The 18,314-nt window shown below is 37.3% G+C and carries 21 protein-coding genes; 2 read left to right on the top strand and 19 right to left on the bottom strand.

Annotated elements, in window-relative coordinates:
* Window positions 1–151: 151 nt before the first annotated feature.
* On the top strand, window positions 152–2,881 hold the full coding sequence (locus ACLBXA_RS09895; protein ID WP_000744996.1) for a putative bifunctional diguanylate cyclase/phosphodiesterase: 2,730 nt from the start codon (window positions 152–154) through the stop codon (window positions 2,879–2,881).
* A gap of 23 nt (window positions 2,882–2,904) precedes the next feature.
* On the opposite strand, the gene ACLBXA_RS09890 is transcribed toward ACLBXA_RS09895, so the two are convergent.
* The 19 genes from ACLBXA_RS09890 to ACLBXA_RS09800 form a co-directional block, all read right to left on the bottom strand.
* The gene (locus ACLBXA_RS09890; RefSeq protein ID WP_447617191.1) at window positions 2,905–3,549 is read right to left on the bottom strand and encodes a DUF975 family protein; all 645 of its coding nucleotides are present in this window, start codon (window positions 3,547–3,549) and stop codon (window positions 2,905–2,907) included.
* A gap of 44 nt (window positions 3,550–3,593) precedes the next feature.
* Window positions 3,594–4,379 (bottom strand): DUF975 family protein, encoded by a 786-nt coding sequence (locus tag ACLBXA_RS09885; protein WP_000578833.1) that lies wholly within the window; start codon window positions 4,377–4,379, stop codon window positions 3,594–3,596.
* Between the two features lie 137 nt (window positions 4,380–4,516).
* Window positions 4,517–4,918 (bottom strand): F0F1 ATP synthase subunit epsilon, encoded by a 402-nt coding sequence (gene atpC / locus ACLBXA_RS09880; RefSeq protein WP_000847214.1) that lies wholly within the window; start codon window positions 4,916–4,918, stop codon window positions 4,517–4,519.
* Window positions 4,919–4,938: 20 nt separating this feature from the next.
* Window positions 4,939–6,345, bottom strand: coding sequence for a F0F1 ATP synthase subunit beta (gene atpD, locus ACLBXA_RS09875; protein ID WP_001032597.1), 1,407 nt, complete (start codon window positions 6,343–6,345; stop codon window positions 4,939–4,941).
* 361 nt (window positions 6,346–6,706) lie between these two features.
* Complete coding sequence (atpG, locus tag ACLBXA_RS09870; protein WP_000157703.1) at window positions 6,707–7,567, bottom strand: F0F1 ATP synthase subunit gamma; 861 nt, start codon at window positions 7,565–7,567, stop codon at window positions 6,707–6,709.
* Between the two features lie 251 nt (window positions 7,568–7,818).
* Complete coding sequence (gene atpA, locus ACLBXA_RS09865; RefSeq protein ID WP_000027521.1) at window positions 7,819–9,327, bottom strand: F0F1 ATP synthase subunit alpha; 1,509 nt, start codon at window positions 9,325–9,327, stop codon at window positions 7,819–7,821.
* Window positions 9,328–9,338: 11 nt separating this feature from the next.
* Window positions 9,339–9,881, bottom strand: coding sequence for a F0F1 ATP synthase subunit delta (atpH, locus tag ACLBXA_RS09860; RefSeq protein ID WP_000064682.1), 543 nt, complete (start codon window positions 9,879–9,881; stop codon window positions 9,339–9,341).
* On the bottom strand, window positions 9,878–10,384 hold the full coding sequence (gene atpF / locus ACLBXA_RS09855; protein ID WP_001142615.1) for a F0F1 ATP synthase subunit B: 507 nt from the start codon (window positions 10,382–10,384) through the stop codon (window positions 9,878–9,880). Before atpF ends, atpH begins: the two co-directional genes overlap by 4 nt.
* A gap of 129 nt (window positions 10,385–10,513) precedes the next feature.
* Window positions 10,514–10,732 carry a F0F1 ATP synthase subunit C gene (gene atpE, locus ACLBXA_RS09850; RefSeq protein WP_000052064.1) on the bottom strand — a complete coding sequence of 73 codons (219 nt, stop codon included), beginning with the start codon at window positions 10,730–10,732 and terminating at the stop codon, window positions 10,514–10,516.
* A gap of 56 nt (window positions 10,733–10,788) precedes the next feature.
* Window positions 10,789–11,508, bottom strand: a complete 720-nt coding sequence (atpB, locus tag ACLBXA_RS09845; protein ID WP_000399870.1) for a F0F1 ATP synthase subunit A — start codon at window positions 11,506–11,508, stop codon at window positions 10,789–10,791.
* 7 nt (window positions 11,509–11,515) lie between these two features.
* On the bottom strand, window positions 11,516–11,908 hold the full coding sequence (locus ACLBXA_RS09840) for an ATP synthase subunit I (RefSeq protein WP_000567600.1): 393 nt from the start codon (window positions 11,906–11,908) through the stop codon (window positions 11,516–11,518).
* Window positions 11,908–12,132 carry an AtpZ/AtpI family protein gene (locus ACLBXA_RS09835; RefSeq protein ID WP_001171223.1) on the bottom strand — a complete coding sequence of 75 codons (225 nt, stop codon included), beginning with the start codon at window positions 12,130–12,132 and terminating at the stop codon, window positions 11,908–11,910. The genes ACLBXA_RS09840 and ACLBXA_RS09835 overlap by 1 nt, the downstream gene beginning before the upstream one ends.
* A 26-nt stretch (window positions 12,133–12,158) precedes the next feature.
* Complete coding sequence (locus ACLBXA_RS09830; protein WP_000232961.1) at window positions 12,159–12,272, bottom strand: DUF4024 domain-containing protein; 114 nt, start codon at window positions 12,270–12,272, stop codon at window positions 12,159–12,161.
* Window positions 12,273–12,651: 379 nt separating this feature from the next.
* Complete coding sequence (gene upp / locus ACLBXA_RS09825; protein ID WP_000517539.1) at window positions 12,652–13,281, bottom strand: uracil phosphoribosyltransferase; 630 nt, start codon at window positions 13,279–13,281, stop codon at window positions 12,652–12,654.
* A 272-nt stretch (window positions 13,282–13,553) separates the two neighbouring features.
* A complete protein-coding gene (glyA, locus tag ACLBXA_RS09820) occupies window positions 13,554–14,795 on the bottom strand; it encodes a serine hydroxymethyltransferase (protein ID WP_000349800.1) in 1,242 nt (413 codons plus the stop codon).
* 253 nt (window positions 14,796–15,048) lie between these two features.
* Window positions 15,049–15,621, bottom strand: a complete 573-nt coding sequence (locus tag ACLBXA_RS09815) for a TIGR01440 family protein (RefSeq protein WP_000136383.1) — start codon at window positions 15,619–15,621, stop codon at window positions 15,049–15,051.
* A 66-nt stretch (window positions 15,622–15,687) separates the two neighbouring features.
* The gene (gene rpiB, locus ACLBXA_RS09810) at window positions 15,688–16,131 is read right to left on the bottom strand and encodes a ribose 5-phosphate isomerase B (protein WP_000869542.1); all 444 of its coding nucleotides are present in this window, start codon (window positions 16,129–16,131) and stop codon (window positions 15,688–15,690) included.
* A gap of 86 nt (window positions 16,132–16,217) precedes the next feature.
* The gene (locus ACLBXA_RS09805; protein ID WP_000832377.1) at window positions 16,218–16,658 is read right to left on the bottom strand and encodes a low molecular weight protein arginine phosphatase; all 441 of its coding nucleotides are present in this window, start codon (window positions 16,656–16,658) and stop codon (window positions 16,218–16,220) included.
* Between the two features lie 242 nt (window positions 16,659–16,900).
* Entirely contained in the window at window positions 16,901–17,398 is a 498-nt protein-coding gene (locus ACLBXA_RS09800) for a PTS sugar transporter subunit IIA (protein WP_000473666.1), read from the bottom strand.
* A 387-nt stretch (window positions 17,399–17,785) separates the two neighbouring features.
* Here ACLBXA_RS09800 and ACLBXA_RS09795 point away from each other — a divergent pair, with 387 nt between their 5' ends.
* Complete coding sequence (locus ACLBXA_RS09795; protein ID WP_000968613.1) at window positions 17,786–18,172, top strand: DoxX family protein; 387 nt, start codon at window positions 17,786–17,788, stop codon at window positions 18,170–18,172.
* Window positions 18,173–18,314: the final 142 nt, after the last annotated feature.

Below are 18,314 nucleotides of genomic sequence, written 5' to 3'. Positions count from 1 at the left end.
TCTAATCATTATAACAAACTTCAAATTCCTATGTCGATATGTTGGGAGACAGAAACAAGAATTATTAAAATCTATTTTTACAACTCGCTATAACTGTGCAAAATAAATATAAAACTTATATACGCTTTTCAAGAAACCGTAGGTGATATAAATGAAAAAACAAACACATGTAAGTATTCTTATAAGCATTGTATTGCTGTCTATAACGATTCACTACGTAGCGATGCCTTTTCTATATGAATATTCATTTCCTTTTCAGCTATTAATCGGAATGAGTACCCTATTAATTGATATTATCGCTTGTAGTTATATACTTTACTTTTCAAACATGAAAGAAGGGCTATCTCGTTTATTTTGGATTATATTATCCGTTGGAGCTCTCTCTTATTTTATCGGTGATATAGTCGTTGCCTATCAGCGTTTAATTGTAAAGGACTTCTATACGTTCGTTGATCCATCTGACCTTTTTTACTTACTTTTTTTAGTTACTTTTGCATTTGCCTTTCTATACGAAATCATTTATAACCGAGATTTATTAGAAAAACTTTTTATGCTATGTGATATTTGTATTATCGTTACAGCCCAATTTACTTTAAGTTACTACTTACTTATTGAACGAACCATTCACGTTTTTACAACATCCTATATCGACATATTTGTTCAACTTACCTATCCAATGGTTGATTTACTCTTTCTCTTAATAGGAATCAATCTTTTATTCAAACCACTATCCTTATTACCTAAAAAGGTTGGTGCGCTTCTTAGCAGTGCTTTAATTTTATATGCTACTACAGATGCGATTTATGCTTATATAAAATACTTCATACCAGAGTATTCTATGTTTACAGTTACTCCTTTCTATCAAGTAACCTTAGTACTAGTAGCAATCGCCTGTATTCTCCATACAAAAGAACCTGAAAAACAAGAGCAAGTACTACTAACACCTAAAATTGGTGAATCAATCCGATTATCATTGCCTTATATTTCAGTAATAACACTTATTCTTTTTATATTAGTTGAATACGTCTTTGGGCCTATTATAGTAATTGGTCTTATAATAACTTTCTCTTTCGTTCTCATACGTCATAGTTTAGTTCGAAAACAAAATAAAATATTATTGCTAGCTCAAATGCAATTCAACTCAGAACTCGAGAAACAAATTAAACTACGTACAGAAGATTTAGTAGAACAGAAAAATGAACTCTATCATAATCAACAAATGTTTAAATCTTTATACGAGCATCATCCAGATCCAATCTTCACATTAGATTTATACGGCAATTTTCTCAAAGTAAATAACGCTGGTACTACTTTACTCGGTTATCAAACGAATGAATTATTAAACCAGCCTTACTATTCACTCATATACGAAGAAGATTTAGAAGAAATGATTAATTCCTTTCATCGTGTAAAAAAGGGACATTCTATCTCTTTAGAAATACGGGCGTATCATAAAAACAGAGATATTTACTACTTGCACGTTACCGCCGTACCGATCTTTTTAAAAGAGAAAATTTCTGGGGTTTATTTAATGATTAAAGATATTACGGAAAGCAAACAACAGCAAGAACAGATTAATTTTCTAGCATACCATGATACTTTAACAGAGCTTGCAAATCGTCGTGCATTTCATCAACATTTGGAACAGGCAATTGCACGAGCAAAAATATCGAAAAAGCCTTTTGCTGTTATGTTTCTCGACCTAGACCGTTTTAAAGTTATTAATGATACCCTCGGTCATCGAGTAGGAGACCTATTGCTCATCGCAGTAGCAAAAAGGCTCGAAAGAATATCAACATCAAATATGAAACTCGCGCGGCTAGCTGGAGATGAGTTCACAATCCTTATCGAAAATTACAAAAAAAAGCCAGATGTCCAAAAAATGGCTGATATAATTGTAGCGGCCATGAATGAGCCATTTGAAATCGAAAATCAACATTTACAAATCTCACCGAGTATCGGAATTGCAATATATCCTGAAGCAGGTGAAGATCCGCTATCCATTTTGCAGCATGCTGATATGGCCATGTACGAAGCAAAAAATAAAGGAAAAAACGGTAGCTCTCTTTACACGAAAGAACTATATAAAAAAATGGAACGAAAAGCTCGAATTGAAAAAGATCTGCCAATTGCTTTAGTAAACAAAGAATTTCATCTCGTCTATCAACCACAAATTGATACGACAACAAATAAAATCATCGGCGCTGAAGCTTTAATACGTTGGAAACACCCACTATTAGGTGATATTTCACCATGTGAGTTTATTCCAATTGTAGAAGAGACGCCACAAGTAGTCCCACTTGGACATTGGGTATTACAAGAAGCTTGTCTCCAATTAAAAATATGGCATATCCTTGGCTACCAAAATTTAAAAATAAGTGTTAATTTATCCGCAAAAGAGTTCCGGCAAGATCAATTAATCGAAAACATTTCACAAATATTAAACAACGTAAGCGTCGACCCAAAATATGTCACACTTGAGTTAACAGAAAGAATTGCAATGATTGACGAGAAAGAAACGTTATTAAGACTGAAGCAATTAAAAGAATACGGTATCCAAACTTCCATTGATGACTTCGGTACTGGGTATTCTTCTCTTGCTTATTTATCAATTTTTCCAATCGACACATTAAAAGTACCGAGAGAATTCACACAATTAGCCGATCATCGTCCTGAAGAACGAGCCATCGTTTCTACAATCCTTTCTCTCGCAAATACTTTAAATCTTTCAGTCGTTGCCGAAGGAATTGAAACCGAAAAACAGCTTAAGTTTCTGCAAAAACATAACTGTAAATATATGCAAGGTTACTATTTCAGTAAACCACTTACTAGTAATCAATTTATAAAGTTTCTACAAAAAACCCCCAGTATGAACAAATAATTCATACTGGAGTTTTTATAGTGCTAAATTTTTTTCTCATAATATTCTTCTGCGATTTCTTCGTAAAAAGCCGCAGATGTTGTGTAGAAATATGGAATTAACCATAAGAATCCAATCCCTAACGTAATACAACTCAATATAAACCAACCGATAAAACTTAAACATAAAATGAAATACTCCATCTTATGCCCATCCATCATACGACGGCTTTCTGTAATAGCTTGATTTATGGAATACTCAGGATGATCATTTATTATAAAGTACGTCAGCGCATAAGAGAATGATTTAATGATGCCTGGAATAATAAATAGTAAAAACCATAAGAAAATATAAATGTTCACTACTATATATAATAAAAATGACTTTATAAACTTACTTCCTGCTGTAAACCATCTAAATATATGCCCAATACGCGCGTCTTTTTCTCGAATTATATGTAGCGCTAAATAATAGCCACCTAACGTTAATGGACCTACCATAAAAGTTGTAATAATATCTACTATCATGGAGTTTTTCATATCTTCCCAACCCAAAATTTGTGTAAACGAAAAATCAACAATAAAGTTAAAAGTGATCATTATAACAGAAATAAGTAATGTGGCTCCGACTGCTAATCCCCATTTCCCTTCTAATGAATCTAGTGCTTCTCCTTTTAGATCACTAATCATATTTAGCCTCCTATACACAATAATTCTATTAGTATAGCATGTTTCTATTGCAATTCACCTTTTGAGATGTAGCGATAAAAGTGTGCTGTCGTTGTACTCATATACGGACTAAGCCAAAGAAAGCCTATTCCAAAAGTAAGAAGCGCTAAAATAGCCCATCCTATGAAGCTCAGCCATAAAAGAAACAAATCTAACTTATGCCCCTTCATAAGATTCTTACATTCCTTCATCGCCTGCGAAACACTATATTCTGGATTTTCAATCATTACATAGTACGTCAGCGCATAAGAAAAATACATCACAATCATACCAACAATTGAAATCGCTAATAGCACGAAGAAAGCTATTGCAAATGACGTATTCCCTTCTTCACCTAACAATGCAAATAAGCCTATTAACAGCATCGGAATCCATGTACCTGTATATAACAAAATTGCAAGCATTGCCCACATTGTTTTCATCATTCTTTTAAAACCGCGAAATCCTTCAAATAAGTGATCTACTTTAGCATCTTCTCGTTTACTAATCTGTAAAAATACATTTGTATAACCATATGATGTAATCCCATACGATGCGTTACTCAAAATTATCATAATGCAATAAAAAATCCCAAAGGTAATACCTGCTCCAATTGACATCGTTTCCTCTTCAAATGATCCAGTTAAACTTACAACTGAGAGAAATATAATAATTCCTGGAATTAATAGTATAAGCATTGCAGCCATCGAAACGACATAACTTAAAATAAAATATAAAATTGTTGACCCAACACCTAGTCCCCATTTTCCCTTTAAAGAGTACAATGCTTCTCGTTTCATTTCACCAATCATTGATTCATCCCCTTCATAAAATATAAATTGTTGTACACTTCTACTTATACAAGCATCAATATAATTATACCAGTTTTGTAAAATTCTCTATAAAATAGACAAAAAATCCGTAAAGGCAAGGGCCCTTACGGATTTTTTTACTTCATATCAGAAACGTTTAAACGGTTCACGGCACGTTGCAAGGCCATTTCTGCACGTTTAAAGTCAACATGTGCTTGTTTATCTTGCATACGTTGCTCAGCGCGACGCTTCGCTTCATTTGCACGATGGATATCGATATGGTTTGCTTCTTCAGCAGATGATGATAATACAGTCACTTTATCTGGACGAACTTCGATAAAGCCACCGCTTACTGCTACATAATCAGTGTGTCCACCATTTTTCAGACGAACTGCACTAATTTTTAATGGTGCAACAGTTGGAATGTGACCTGGTAAGATCCCCATTTCCCCACTCTCTGCTTTTACACTTACCATTTCTACTTCTTTTTCGTAAACCGGTCCATCAGGAGTTACAATACTGACTGGAAATGTCTTCATACTTCGTCCCTCCTAAGGCCTTACGCCATCATTTTCTTCGCGTTTTCAATAACTTCTTCAATGCCACCTACTAAGCGGAATGCATCTTCTGGAAGGTCATCATATTTTCCTTCTAGAATTTCTTTGAAACCACTAACTGTATTTTTTACAGGTACGTAAGAACCTTTTTGACCTGTAAACTGCTCAGCTACGTGGAAGTTTTGAGATAAGAAGAATTGAATACGACGAGCACGATGTACAACTAACTTATCTTCTTCAGATAACTCATCCATACCTAAGATAGCGATGATATCTTGAAGTTCTTTATAACGTTGTAAAGTTTGTTGTACTTGACGAGCTACTTCATAATGTTCTTCTCCTACGATTTCTGGAGACAGTGCACGAGATGTAGATGCTAATGGATCTACGGCTGGGTAAATACCCATTTGTGTTAAACGACGCTCTAAGTTTGTTGTTGCATCTAAGTGAGCGAACGTTGTAGCTGGTGCTGGGTCAGTATAGTCATCGGCTGGTACATATACCGCTTGGATAGACGTGATAGACCCTTTATTTGTAGATGTAATACGCTCTTGTAATTGACCCATTTCTGTTGCAAGTGTTGGTTGGTAACCTACCGCAGATGGCATACGACCAAGAAGGGCAGATACTTCAGAACCCGCTTGCGTGAAACGGAAGATGTTATCGATGAACAGAAGTACGTCTTGTCCTTGCTCATCACGGAAATGCTCAGCCATTGTTAAACCTGTTAATGCAACACGTTGACGTGCTCCAGGTGGCTCGTTCATTTGTCCGAATACCATCGCAGTTTTCTTGATTACGCCAGAATCGCTCATTTCGTGGTATAAGTCATTACCCTCACGAGTACGCTCACCTACACCAGCGAATACAGAGATACCACCGTGCTCTTGTGCGATGTTGTTAATTAATTCCTGAATTAATACTGTTTTACCTACACCGGCACCACCGAATAGGCCGATCTTACCACCCTTAATGTAAGGAGCAAGTAAGTCTACTACTTTAATACCAGTTTCAAGAATTTCTACTTTAGTAGATAATTCTTCGAATGCAGGTGCTTGACGGTGAATTGGATCACGGTGTACATCCGCAGGAAGTTCACCATCTAAGTCAATTGCATCACCTAATACGTTGAATACACGTCCAAGTGTTACATCACCAACTGGTACAGAAATTGCTTTACCAGTATCTTCTACTTCTGTGCCACGAACAAGTCCATCTGTGGAAGACATCGCAACTGTACGAACTGTATCATCACCTAAATGAAGTGCAACTTCAAATGTTAAGTTCATGCTTCCGTTTTCGTTGCTTTGTTTTACCGTAAGGGCGTTGTAGATTTCTGGTAGCTTTCCGCCATCAAACTTAACGTCTACAACCGGACCCATGATTTGCGTAACGCGCCCTTTATTCATCGGGTTCCCTCCTAGCTTTCTTTTAATTAGCCAGCTTTCTAAGAGAAGTTGGCTTTTAATTTTTTATTAGTTTAGCTTACGCGACTCTTTTGAAAGAGCCGCTTCCGCTTTTTATTGAATCTAGCTCCGGTGGCTAGAAGGGTCGGTCATTTCACCCCTTCCTACGAGGCAAAGAACGCCTCTTTGTCAGGAGTTCCAATGCCCTTCCCTTCTGAGCAAGTCACCTACGCTTTTTATTGAATCTAGCTCCGGCGGTTAGAATGTTCGGTGGCTTCGCTTTTTCCTACGAGGCACAAATCGCCTCTACGTCAAAAGCTCCATCTCCCTCTCATTCTGAACGAACCGCCTACGCTTTTTAATACTATTCTAACGCTGCTGCTCCACCAACGATTTCCGTAATTTCTTGCGTAATCGCTGCCTGACGCGCACGGTTGAATGAAAGTGTAAGTGAATCGATAACTTCCATTGCGTTGTCTGTAGCACTCTTCATTGCTGTCATACGCGCTGCGTGCTCACTTGCTTTACCATCTAGTAATGCACCGTACACTAAGCTTTCTGCGTATTGTGGCAATAGTACTTTTAAAATCTCTTCTTCAGAAGGTTCGAATTCATAAGCTGTCGTCGGTTTATCAGACGCCACATCAGTAAGCGGTAAAATTTTATTTTCCGTTACTTCTTGTGAAATTTTACTTACGTAATGGTTGTAGTAAATATACAGCTCATCATAAGCACCATCTGCAAACATCGCAATTGCTCGAGAAGCAAGATCTTTAATATCAGTAAATGATGGGTGGTCAGATAATCCAACTACTTCATCAATGATGTTAAAGCCGCGACGTTTTAAATAATCACGTCCTAGTCGTCCAAGCACAATAATTGAATATTGGTTTGAATCCATATTATGACGTTCACGAATTACGTTACTCACTGTACGTAATACGTTACTGTTATAACCACCTGCTAGTCCGCGATCAGATGTAATAACGATATATCCTGTACGCTTTACAGGACGCGCATTTAGCATCGGATGATTAATTCCTTTACTTCCTTGCGCAATGCTCGCTACTACTTCTTGAATCTTTTCCATATACGGAACGAAAGATTTAGCATTTTGTTCTGCACGGTTTAACTTAGATGCAGATACCATCTCCATCGCTTTCGTAATTTGACTCGTTTTCTTTGTCGAGGTAATCTTCGCTTTTATATCGCGTAAAGATGCCACAGGTTTTCACCACCTTTTTTCCGGAAGTTGGCACGATTAGTAAGAATCCTCTTCCTAATCTACGTTGCAAGATATTCTTGCTCATGATTGAAGGAAAAGAATAGGTGCACCTACTCTTTTCCTTTACATAACCGTCAGCAATCTCAAAGATTGAGATGCCTATATATATTATTATCTAGCTCCAGCGGCTTGAATGTTCGGTGGCTTCACTTCTTCCCCCTCACATTCAGGACGAGCCGCTTCCGCTTTTATTACTCAGAAGCTACGAATACTTTTTTAAATCCGTTAATTGCTGCTGCAAATTTGTCGTCATCCGCAAGTTTCTTAGTTGTGCGGATTTCTTCTAATAAGTCAGTCGCATTAGAATCTAACCAAGCATGGAATTCTTCTTCGAAACGAGTGATATCTACTACTGGGATATCATCTAGGAATCCACGTGTTAAAGCGTAAAGAATGATAACTTGTTTCTCTACACGTAACGGTTTGTGTAATCCTTGTTTTAATACCTCAACAGTACGAGCACCACGGTTTAGTTTCGCTTGAGTTGCTTTATCAAGGTCAGAGCCGAACTGAGCGAACGCTTCTAACTCACGGTAAGATGCAAGGTCAAGACGAAGTGTACCTGATACTTTACTCATTGCTTTAATCTGAGCAGATCCACCAACACGAGATACAGAAGTACCCGCATCGATCGCTGGACGTACGCCAGAGAAGAATAGGTCAGATTGTAAGAAGATTTGTCCATCCGTAATAGAAATTACGTTTGTTGGGATGTAAGCTGATACGTCCCCTGCTTGTGTTTCGATGAAAGGTAGTGCAGTTAAAGAACCGCCGCCTCTTGCATCACTTAATTTTGCTGCACGCTCTAATAAGCGAGAATGTAAGTAGAATACATCCCCTGGATAAGCTTCACGACCTGGAGGACGACGTAATAGTAATGACAGCTCACGGTAAGCCGCTGCTTGTTTTGATAAGTCATCATATACTACTAATACGTGTTTACCATTGTACATGAACTCTTCACCCATTGTTACACCAGCATAAGGAGCTAAGTATAATAATGGAGCTGGTTGAGAAGCAGATGCAGTTACAACGATTGTGTACTCTAATGCACCGTGCTTACGTAGTGTTTCTACTACGTTACGTACAGTTGATTCTTTTTGTCCGATAGCTACATAGATACAAATCATATCTTCATCTTTTTGGTTAATGATTGTATCAAGTGCAACTGCTGTTTTACCAGTTTGACGGTCACCGATGATTAACTCACGTTGACCACGGCCAATTGGTACAAGAGCATCGATCGCTTTAATACCTGTTTGAAGTGGCTCATGAACAGATTTACGATCCATTACACCTGGTGCTGGACTTTCGATTGGACGAGTGTTTGTTGTATTGATTGGGCCTAAACCATCAACTGGTTGACCTAATGGGTTTACAACACGACCAATTAGTTCTTTTCCTACTGGTACTTGCATGATGCGACCAGTACGACGAACTTCGTCACCTTCACGGATTTCTGTGTAAGGTCCTAAAATGATAATACCTACGTTGTTTTCCTCTAAGTTTTGTGCTAGTCCCATAACGCCGTTAGAGAACTCTACAAGTTCACCAGCCATAACGTTATCAAGACCATGAGCACGCGCAATACCGTCACCAACTTGGATAACTGTACCAACATCACTAACTTCGATTTCAGACTGATAGTTCTCAATTTGTTGCTTTATCAGTGCGCTAATTTCTTCAGCTCTGATGCTCATGTGCTTCACCCCTATCTATTCTTCATTAATTCACGCTGAATACGTGCTAATTTTCCTTGTAAACTTCCGTCATAAATGCGATTTCCAATACGTACTTTAATTCCGCCTAGTAAATCTTCATCTACAACATTTTTCACGCGAATTGCATCTTTTCCCGTTCTCTTTGCAAATGCTTCTGCAATGTTAAGCTTCTCTTCTTCAGATAGAAGACGAATAGAATATACAGTTGCATCCGCTACGTTACGTTCTTCATTAGCAAGAACAACATATTCATCTGCAATTTCAGGTAAGATATCAATACGCTTGTTATCAATTAAAATATATAACGTATTTAAAATTGATTCAGAAACAGATCCGAATACGTTTGCAAGAAACGTTTTCTTCTGCTCTTTTGAAATGTTTGGTTGCGTTAAAAAGCTATGTAGTTCCCCGTTCTTTACATAAACGTTTTGTACAAGGCGTAATTCTTCTTCAAACATTTCTAATACGTGTTTTTCTTTTGCAATTTTAAAAAGAGCGACAGCATAACGTTTTGCTACAATCCCATTGCTCATCGCGCTTCTCCTACTTCTTTAATATAATCGCGAATTAACTTAACTTGATCTTCTTCTTTTAATTCTTTTTCAATTACTTTAGAAGCAATTTGAACAGATAAAGAAGCGACTTGTTCTTGTAAAGCAGCAATTGCTTGCTCTTTTTCGCGTTGAATTTCTTGTACAGCAGATGCTTTAATTGATTCTGCTTCTTCTTTCGCAGCAGCAACAATCACATCTTTTTGATCTACAGCTTGTTTTTTCGCTCTTTCGATTAACTCTTGTGCTTCAACACGCGATTGTTTTAACATTTCACGTTGTTCTTCTACTAACTTCTTCGCTTCAGCGTTACTTCTTTCTGCAGCGTCGATTTCATTAGTAACATGCTCTTCACGTTCTTTCATAATTCCCATTAAAGGACCCCACGCAAATTTGCGTAGCATTACTAATAGAATTAAGAAAATGAACAATGTATAAGCAATCGTTCCAAATGGAATGGCAGCTCCTAATAATAAAGTTGGCACAAGGATTCACTCCCTTCAAAATATCTAAATTGATCATATGAAAAAAAAAGACATACGTTTCGTTCATAAAGCAATGGCGAAGAAAGTTCGGAAAAACACTCTTCGCCATCTATGTAAGGGGAGTCTCCCTTATTTGTTCATTACGATGAATGCAATAACTACACCGATGATTGGAAGTGCCTCAACTAAAGCAACCCCGATGAACATAATTGTTTGAAGTGCGCCTTTTAATTCTGGTTGACGAGCAACACCTTCGATTGTACGTGATACGATAAGACCGTTACCAATACCTGCACCTAATGCTGATAAACCAATTGCAATTGCAGCTGCGATTACACCTAAACTCATTTAATTTGTCCTCCTTTGTATTATAAAAAAATAAATTTTTTCTTACTTAAATTATATTAATGGTCATGACTTACTTTATGAGCCATATAAACCATCGTTAACATAACGAAAATAAATGCTTGGATTGATCCAACGAATACACTGAATCCCATCCATGCTAACATCGGTACAAGCGCACCTAATGCTCCAAGGAATGATGCCCCGCCTAACTTAGCAAGTAATCCTAATAAGATCTCACCTGCATAAATGTTACCGAATAAACGAAGACCTAACGTTAATGTGTTAGCAAACTCCTCAATAACCTTTAATGGGAATAAGAATTTCATAGGTTGGAAATAACCTTTAACATACTCTTTCGTACCCTTCATCTTAATTCCATAATAATGGGTGAGGGTAACTACCATCACGGCTAATGTTAATGTAACTGCTGGATCAGACGTTGGTGACCTCCACCATGCAATATGTTCGCCAGCTTCAGTTGCTGAATACATGAATGGTAAACCAAGGAAGTTCGATACGATGATAAACATGATAAGCGTAACGCCAAGCGTTAAGAAACGTCCACCTGTTTTCCAGTCCATCGTACTATTGATAATCCCTTTCACGAAGTCAAACACCCATTCCATGAAGTTTTGCATCCCGGTTGGGCGAAGGGCTAAGCTGCGAGTTCCGATAACAGCGATTAAGAAAACAATAACTGCTGCTACAGTAACCATCATAACTGATGACAAATCGAACGTTAAACCTAGAAATTCAACTAATTTACCGTGTTCCACTAGTAATTCACCTCTCTTCCCTGCTCTTATACTCTAAATAAAGAAAATCTATGATCATGACAAGGTATCCTGTCAGCAATCCTACACCTAAGCCCCACATCGCAATTAACTCTTGATATTTGGCTGCAAATAAAATTAATAACCCAATCGTGGCGAATCTTGAATATGTACTTACAGCTGTCGCCTTAAACTTCACGTTTTCTCCATTTGTTACGCGATCTAACAGCTTGTCTGTTCTACGTGCAATGATGCGCAAACTAAGAAAACTGAAAATCGTTCCGATAATCAGCCCAAGAAATACATCCTTGTAAGAGGTAAATCCCCATCCTAGCACTAGAAGCGCAAGCAAGTAGTACATATATTTCTTTTGTCTTTGGACAAGTCCATGTACGTCTATCATCATTGCTCTCCCGAATAGTAATGTCGAATGAGTCGAATCATTGCGTATACCCCTGTTCCTAACCCGAGTAATAACCCTATAATAAGAAACAATGGAAACGTTCCAACCTTATTATCAATCCACTGCCCACCAAAGATTCCAACAAGTATAGAACCGACTAATTGAGCAAGAATTCCTGACATTAAAGCATATGCTTTTATATGGCTGCGATCGTTTTTTTGCAAGGATTCATCCCTCCAATATGTAACCCTCATTCACGATGTGTTAATAATAACTCATTTTTTTGCATAAATCCTATACAAAACAAAAAGTTTACATTTTCGTCACGGAATAGATGTATTTTTGTCACTGAAAGCCCTACCATCTATCCCCGTTGTTAGCATACAATAGGGTATTAACAGTGTCAACGAGAAATCGTAAAAAATCTAAAAATTTGAGTATTAGGCATTTCCTCCCAAAAATGAAAACGTTCCCCTTCTAAATACTGGTTACATATATGCAATTTCTAACAGTTTTCTCTTTATAATAGAAGGAAATGTTCACAAGTTTGTCACTATTATATTTTCGAGATATAACGCTTTTCTTCCATAATATAGTGTTCCTCAGACGTAAGACTTCTATATTATATGTGATGTGTATGCAACTTATGTTGTATATACGATGTATATTTATCCTCTCCTCTCCCCTACTTGCTTACAGCAAAAAAAAACGAGCAGGGGAATCTCCCCTGCTCGTCAGTTGTCTTACTTCGTTCCGAATAAACGGTCACCAGCATCACCAAGACCTGGTACTACATATCCGTGGTCATTTAATTTCTCATCTAATGCTGCTACATAAATATCAACATCGGGATGTTCTTCTTGTACTACTTTTACCCCTTCTGGAGCTGCAACGATACACATTAATTTAATTTGTTTCGCACCGCGCTTTTTCAGAGAGTTAATTGCTTCAGCCGCAGAACCACCTGTTGCTAGCATCGGATCTAGTACGATAAAGTCACGCTCTTCTACATCCGTTGGAAGTTTCACATAGTATTCTACCGGTTGCAATGTTTTAGGGTCACGGTATAAACCAACGTGTCCTACTTTTGCTGCTGGAATTAATTTCAGAATTCCATCAACCATTCCTAAACCTGCACGTAAAATCGGAATTAAACCAAGTTTTTTACCAGCGATCACTTTTGTTGTCGCTTTGCTTACAGGCGTTTCAATTTCAATATCCTTAAGCGGAAGGTCGCGAGTAATTTCGAAAGCCATTAAGCTTGCTACTTCGTCCACTAATTCACGAAAATCTTTCGTACCTGTATTCTTATCGCGAATATATGTAATCTTATGTTGAATTAACGGGTGATCAAATACATACAGTTTTCCCATGTGAATCTCTCCTTTAGATGATATTCATGCGTTTGCACGCTTTTTTACACTATTTACGATTGTAAAGAAAACGCTACTAATATTCAAGGGCAAATTTGGCAAAATCATGATTTTACGATGAATCTATCTAGTATCTTTACCAATTATGGGAGCTGTATCCTTCATTATATCGCCAAAATTTATTCATCATTTGTATACATACTTTAAAAATAATATATGTCCACAAAAAAGACTGCCAAAACAATTACGTTTCAGCAGTCTTCTTCAATCTATTATAGATTTGGATACATTGAGAATTTGCTCGTTAACGCTTCTACACGCTTACGTGCTTCTTCTAATGCAGCTTCATTTTCATGATTTTTTAATGTATAAGCAATAAGTGACGCAATTTCATCCATTTCTTCTAAACCGAAACCACGAGATGTTACAGCTGCTGTACCGATACGTACACCACTTGTTACAAATGGGCTTGCTGTTTCAAATGGAATTGTATTTTTGTTCACTGTAATACCAACTTCATCTAATACGTGCTCTGCTACTTTACCTGTGATTTCTAGGTTACGAACATCAATCAAGATTAAGTGATTGTCTGTTCCGCCAGAAACAAGTGTAAGTCCTTCTTTTTGAAGACCTTCAGCTAAGCGGTTCGCATTGTTAATGATATTTTGTGCATACGTTTTGAAATCCTCTTGAAGTGTCTCACCAAACGCAACAGCTTTTGCAGCGATTACGTGCATAAGTGGACCACCTTGAATACCAGGGAAGATTGATTTATCAATTTGTTTTGCAAACTTCTCTTCACATAAAATCATACCACCGCGCGGACCACGTAACGTTTTATGTGTTGTCGTTGTAACGAAATGTGCATGTGGTACTGGATTTGGATGTAAGCCAGCAGCTACTAAACCAGCGATATGTGCCATATCCACCATTAAGTATGCACCCACTTCATCTGCAATCTCACGGAATCGTTTGAAATCGATAACACGAGGGTATGCACTTGCACCTGCAACGATTAATTTTGGTTTATGTTCTTTCGCTTTTGCTAATACATCATCGTAATTAATACGGTGAGAGTCAGCATCCACGCCATATTCTACGAAATTATATTGTACTCCACTGAAGTTAACAGGGCTTCCGTGTGTTAAGTGACCACCATGAGATAAATTCATACCAAGTACTGTATCGCCTTGCTCTAAAATTGTGAAGTATACTGCCATGTTCGCTTGTGCACCAGAGTGTGGTTGAACGTTTACGTGCTCTGCGCCAAAAATTTCTTTTACGCGATCACGTGCGATATCTTCTACTACGTCTACGTGTTCACAGCCACCATAGTAACGTTTTCCAGGATATCCTTCAGCATACTTATTTGTTAAAACAGAACCTTGCGCCTCCATTACCGCTTCACTTACAAAGTTTTCCGAAGCAATTAACTCAATCTTTGAACGCTGTCTTCCTAGTTCTGCCTCAATTGCAGCAAATACCTTTTCATCTTGACGTTTTAAATGATCCACCAAAATCCCCCTTTTCTGAACGAATTACATCGATTCCCAACAGTTTTTTCTCATTTATTCAGAAAAAACGAAAATTCAGGTTGTAATTCTTTCGAACCTTCATGTTTTCAACTACATTCTAACATGACTTTCTATATCATAAAAGAAAAAAAAGACCGAAAATCGGTCTTTTCTTTCTTCTACTATAAAGTCAGACAACATACCTTTTATCTTATGATAAACAGCTACTATATGACTTCCTAATTTCTCATATTTAACGGCAAGTGGTAGTCTCTTCCGTCACCGCGTAAACAGCACGTGCTCCGCCAATTAGTTTTCCACGTGTTTTGGCCATCGTTACATGCGCACTTCCAATTGCCTTCACACTTGTACGAACCGGAACAGCTACATGTTTTAAATGCATACCAATAAATGTATCACCAATATCCATTCCTGCATCTGCTTTAATAAACTCAACTACTACCGGATCTTTCAAATTGTGATACGCATACGTCCCCAATGCACCACCTGCTGATCTAACAGGCGTAACTGTTACAATTTCAAATTGATATTTTATCGCTACTTCTCTCTCAACTACTAAAGCACGGTTTAAATGCTCACAACATTGAAACGCTAATTCAATACCTGTTCGCTCTTGAAATTGTTTTAACTCAGAAAAAATCGCCTCTGCTACTTCCATCGTTCCTGATGTTCCAATTCTTTCGCCTAGCACTTCGCTCGTGCTACAACCCACTACAAAAATTTGACCGCTTTGTAATGAAGCTTGTTCTTGGAAATCAGAAAGCGACATTTGTAGCTGTTCTCTTACTTTTACGATTTCTGTCATTACGCCTCTTCCTTTCACAGGTTGGTTCACCAAATTATATTTCACACTACTAATAGTTAGAATCTATTACTTTGTTTCGTATGTTTTAATTTTTCCTACGCGGTTTTCGTGACGACCACCTTCATAGTCAGTTGTTAACCAGATTTTTGCGATATCACGCGCTAGACCAGCACCAATTACACGCTCGCCCATTGCTAGCATGTTAGTGTCATTATGCTCTCTCGTTGCTTTCGCACTGAAAGTATCATGAACTAACGCACAACGGATACCATTTACTTTGTTTGCTGCGATTGACATACCAATGCCTGTCCCACAAACTAAAATACCACGATCTACTTCACCATTCGCTACCATTTCAGCTGCCGGAAACGCAAAGTCAGGGTAATCAACAGAACCAGCTTCACATTCACAACCTAAATCAATATATTCAATATTTAACTCTTCTAATAAACTTACAAGTTCTTTGCGGATATTCATACCGCCGTGATCAGATGCTATTACTACTTTCATTTTTACCCCTCCAAAGTTATCTTCATTTCACACTCGCTACCTCAATAGGACGAAGTGATCTCCAATATCGTATTATACACGAAACATCAACCTACTGAATGTTTTTTCAGTAAAGTTTGTACAAGTTTTTCCATCTCATCTAACGTTTCTTTATAAATAGAAAGCGAGCCTCCAAATGGATCTGAAATGTCCTTACCTATACCTTCAGTTAATCCATATAACGTATTCAATTTCTTTTCAACACTCGGATAATGCCCAAGTACAATGTGTTTATGATTTTCTGTCATCGTTACGACAATATCAGCCCAATCAAGCAAAGTTTCGTTTACTTGCTGCGCGGCATGATTAATTGAAATCCCTTTTTCAGCTAAAGCTTCCTTCGCATATACCGATGCATCGCTCCCAGGATAGGCGAAAACACCGGCAGATTGCACTTCAAACCTATCTCCTCCGTGATGACGAAGCAACGCCTCAGCCATCGGACTACGACATGTATTGCCAGTACAAACAAATAACACTCGTTTCATCCAACCCCACCCCTATATTCGATTTCTTACCACTCATCATAACTTACATTAGAATAGAACAAAAGAAATGTGAATATACAAAAAGCGCAGTTCTCTTATATTTTTTCTAAGAAAAATGCGCCTTATCCACATATATGTGAAACCCTATTTCCAAGTGCCCAGAGTATTTTAACATACCTACTGAATATGCAACAAAAATAAGGAATCCATTTCATACGAAACGGATTCCTCTTATACAGCAATTATTTCATTGTAACTTTCATTACTTCTGTTGAACCTTTTGTAGCTGTTACGCCTACAGTTGTCTTAATAGACTCAGCTGCATCTGTGTTTGTAATAACGATTGGAGTAATTGTGCTTTTCGCTTTTTCACGGATTAATTCTAAGTCGAATGAGATTAATTTATCTCCAGCTTTTACAGCTTGGCCTTCAGAAACGTGAGCTTCGAAACCTTCGCCTTCCATTTTTACAGTTTCTAATCCAACGTGGATTAAAATTTCTGTGCCGTTTTTCGCTTTAATTCCGATAGCATGTTTTGTGTGGAATAATTGTACGATTTCACCATCAACTGGAGATACAACTACACCTTCAGTAGGATCGATTGCAACACCGTCACCCATCATACGACCAGCGAATACTGGATCTGGTACTTCTTCAATATTTTTCACTGCTCCAGTTAATGGAGCTACGATTGTTTCTTCATTTGTTTTTGAACCAAGACCAAATAATTTTTTAAACATAGGATAGTCCTCCTTATAATTTACCTAAAAGTTTATAGGGCAATCCCTAGTAAAGCTCGGGATACATGTAAGACTTCATACTTCGAATATTATACTGTAAAAACGCTTTCGAAATAAATTACGTCATTACTAATAGACTCTTATTGTAGCGCTTCACAAAATTCCAGTCAATTCTGATTGTCTGAATAACAATAAGAAGTTAACTTCTATTTATATTTTCTCTTTTTTTGCCCAACTTGTCTAGAGGTCTTTACTACATTTTGTTTTTTGTTGTTAATTTGTAAAATTTAATTCAAACTTTTTTCAAAATCCGCTTGACTAAAGTAAGTAACTATTTTATCATTACTTACATAAGGTAAGTTAATAACTTTTAGGAGGTTTTTAAAAATGATGGATTTCGGTCTTCTTATTATTCGTCTTATTATAGGAATTACATTCATGGGTCATGGTGCTCAGAAATTATTTGGTTGGTTCGGCGGTTACGGTTTAAAAGGAACAGGTGGCTGGATGGAATCAATCGGTTTACGTCCTGGTGTATTTATGGCATTTATGGCTGGTGCAACTGAATTACTAGGTGGTTTCTTATTCGCATCAGGTATTTTCATTATAGTTGGCTCATTATTTATCGTTGGAACAATGTTAATGGCTATCTTCACTGTTCACGGGAAAAATGGTTACTGGGTGACACAAAACGGATATGAATATAATTTAATGTTAATCGCTGTTGCTGTTGGTGTAGCTTTAATCGGACCTGGCGCATACGTTTTACTTTAATTTTCATCTCAATCTTGAGATTCTTGAAAAAGAACTTACTTCATTACAATTGAAGTAAGTTCTTTTTATGAAACAAAATATTATTTCCAGCAGGATTTTCTCACCGATATCTTGTAAACAAACAATAAGTATTCATATTTAG

The organism is Bacillus sp. D48C (assembly GCF_053345735.1).
The sequence above is the reverse complement of the archived record's forward strand: the minus strand, read 5'-3'. Positions and strand labels throughout refer to the sequence as shown.

What these genes read in the sequence shown, in the direction of transcription:
- ACLBXA_RS09895 (WP_000744996.1), top strand. Translation starts at nt 152, where the DNA reads ATGAAAAAACAAACACATGTAAGTATTCTTATAAGCATTGTATTGCTG.
- ACLBXA_RS09890 (WP_447617191.1), bottom strand. Translation starts at nt 3,549, where the DNA reads ATGATTAGTGATCTAAAAGGAGAAGCACTAGATTCATTAGAAGGGAAA.
- ACLBXA_RS09885 (WP_000578833.1), bottom strand. Translation starts at nt 4,379, where the DNA reads ATGATTGGTGAAATGAAACGAGAAGCATTGTACTCTTTAAAGGGAAAA.
- atpC (WP_000847214.1), bottom strand. Translation starts at nt 4,918, where the DNA reads ATGAAGACATTTCCAGTCAGTATTGTAACTCCTGATGGACCGGTTTAC.
- atpD (WP_001032597.1), bottom strand. Translation starts at nt 6,345, where the DNA reads ATGAATAAAGGGCGCGTTACGCAAATCATGGGTCCGGTTGTAGACGTT.
- atpA (WP_000027521.1), bottom strand. Translation starts at nt 9,327, where the DNA reads ATGAGCATCAGAGCTGAAGAAATTAGCGCACTGATAAAGCAACAAATT.
- atpH (WP_000064682.1), bottom strand. Translation starts at nt 9,881, where the DNA reads ATGAGCAATGGGATTGTAGCAAAACGTTATGCTGTCGCTCTTTTTAAA.
- atpE (WP_000052064.1), bottom strand. Translation starts at nt 10,732, where the DNA reads ATGAGTTTAGGTGTAATCGCAGCTGCAATTGCAATTGGTTTATCAGCA.
- ACLBXA_RS09840 (WP_000567600.1), bottom strand. Translation starts at nt 11,908, where the DNA reads ATGATAGACGTACATGGACTTGTCCAAAGACAAAAGAAATATATGTAC.
- ACLBXA_RS09830 (WP_000232961.1), bottom strand. Translation starts at nt 12,272, where the DNA reads ATGGTAGGGCTTTCAGTGACAAAAATACATCTATTCCGTGACGAAAAT.
- upp (WP_000517539.1), bottom strand. Translation starts at nt 13,281, where the DNA reads ATGGGAAAACTGTATGTATTTGATCACCCGTTAATTCAACATAAGATT.
- ACLBXA_RS09815 (WP_000136383.1), bottom strand. Translation starts at nt 15,621, where the DNA reads ATGACAGAAATCGTAAAAGTAAGAGAACAGCTACAAATGTCGCTTTCT.
- rpiB (WP_000869542.1), bottom strand. Translation starts at nt 16,131, where the DNA reads ATGAAAGTAGTAATAGCATCTGATCACGGCGGTATGAATATCCGCAAA.
- ACLBXA_RS09805 (WP_000832377.1), bottom strand. Translation starts at nt 16,658, where the DNA reads ATGAAACGAGTGTTATTTGTTTGTACTGGCAATACATGTCGTAGTCCG.
- ACLBXA_RS09800 (WP_000473666.1), bottom strand. Translation starts at nt 17,398, where the DNA reads ATGTTTAAAAAATTATTTGGTCTTGGTTCAAAAACAAATGAAGAAACA.
- ACLBXA_RS09795 (WP_000968613.1), top strand. Translation starts at nt 17,786, where the DNA reads ATGATGGATTTCGGTCTTCTTATTATTCGTCTTATTATAGGAATTACA.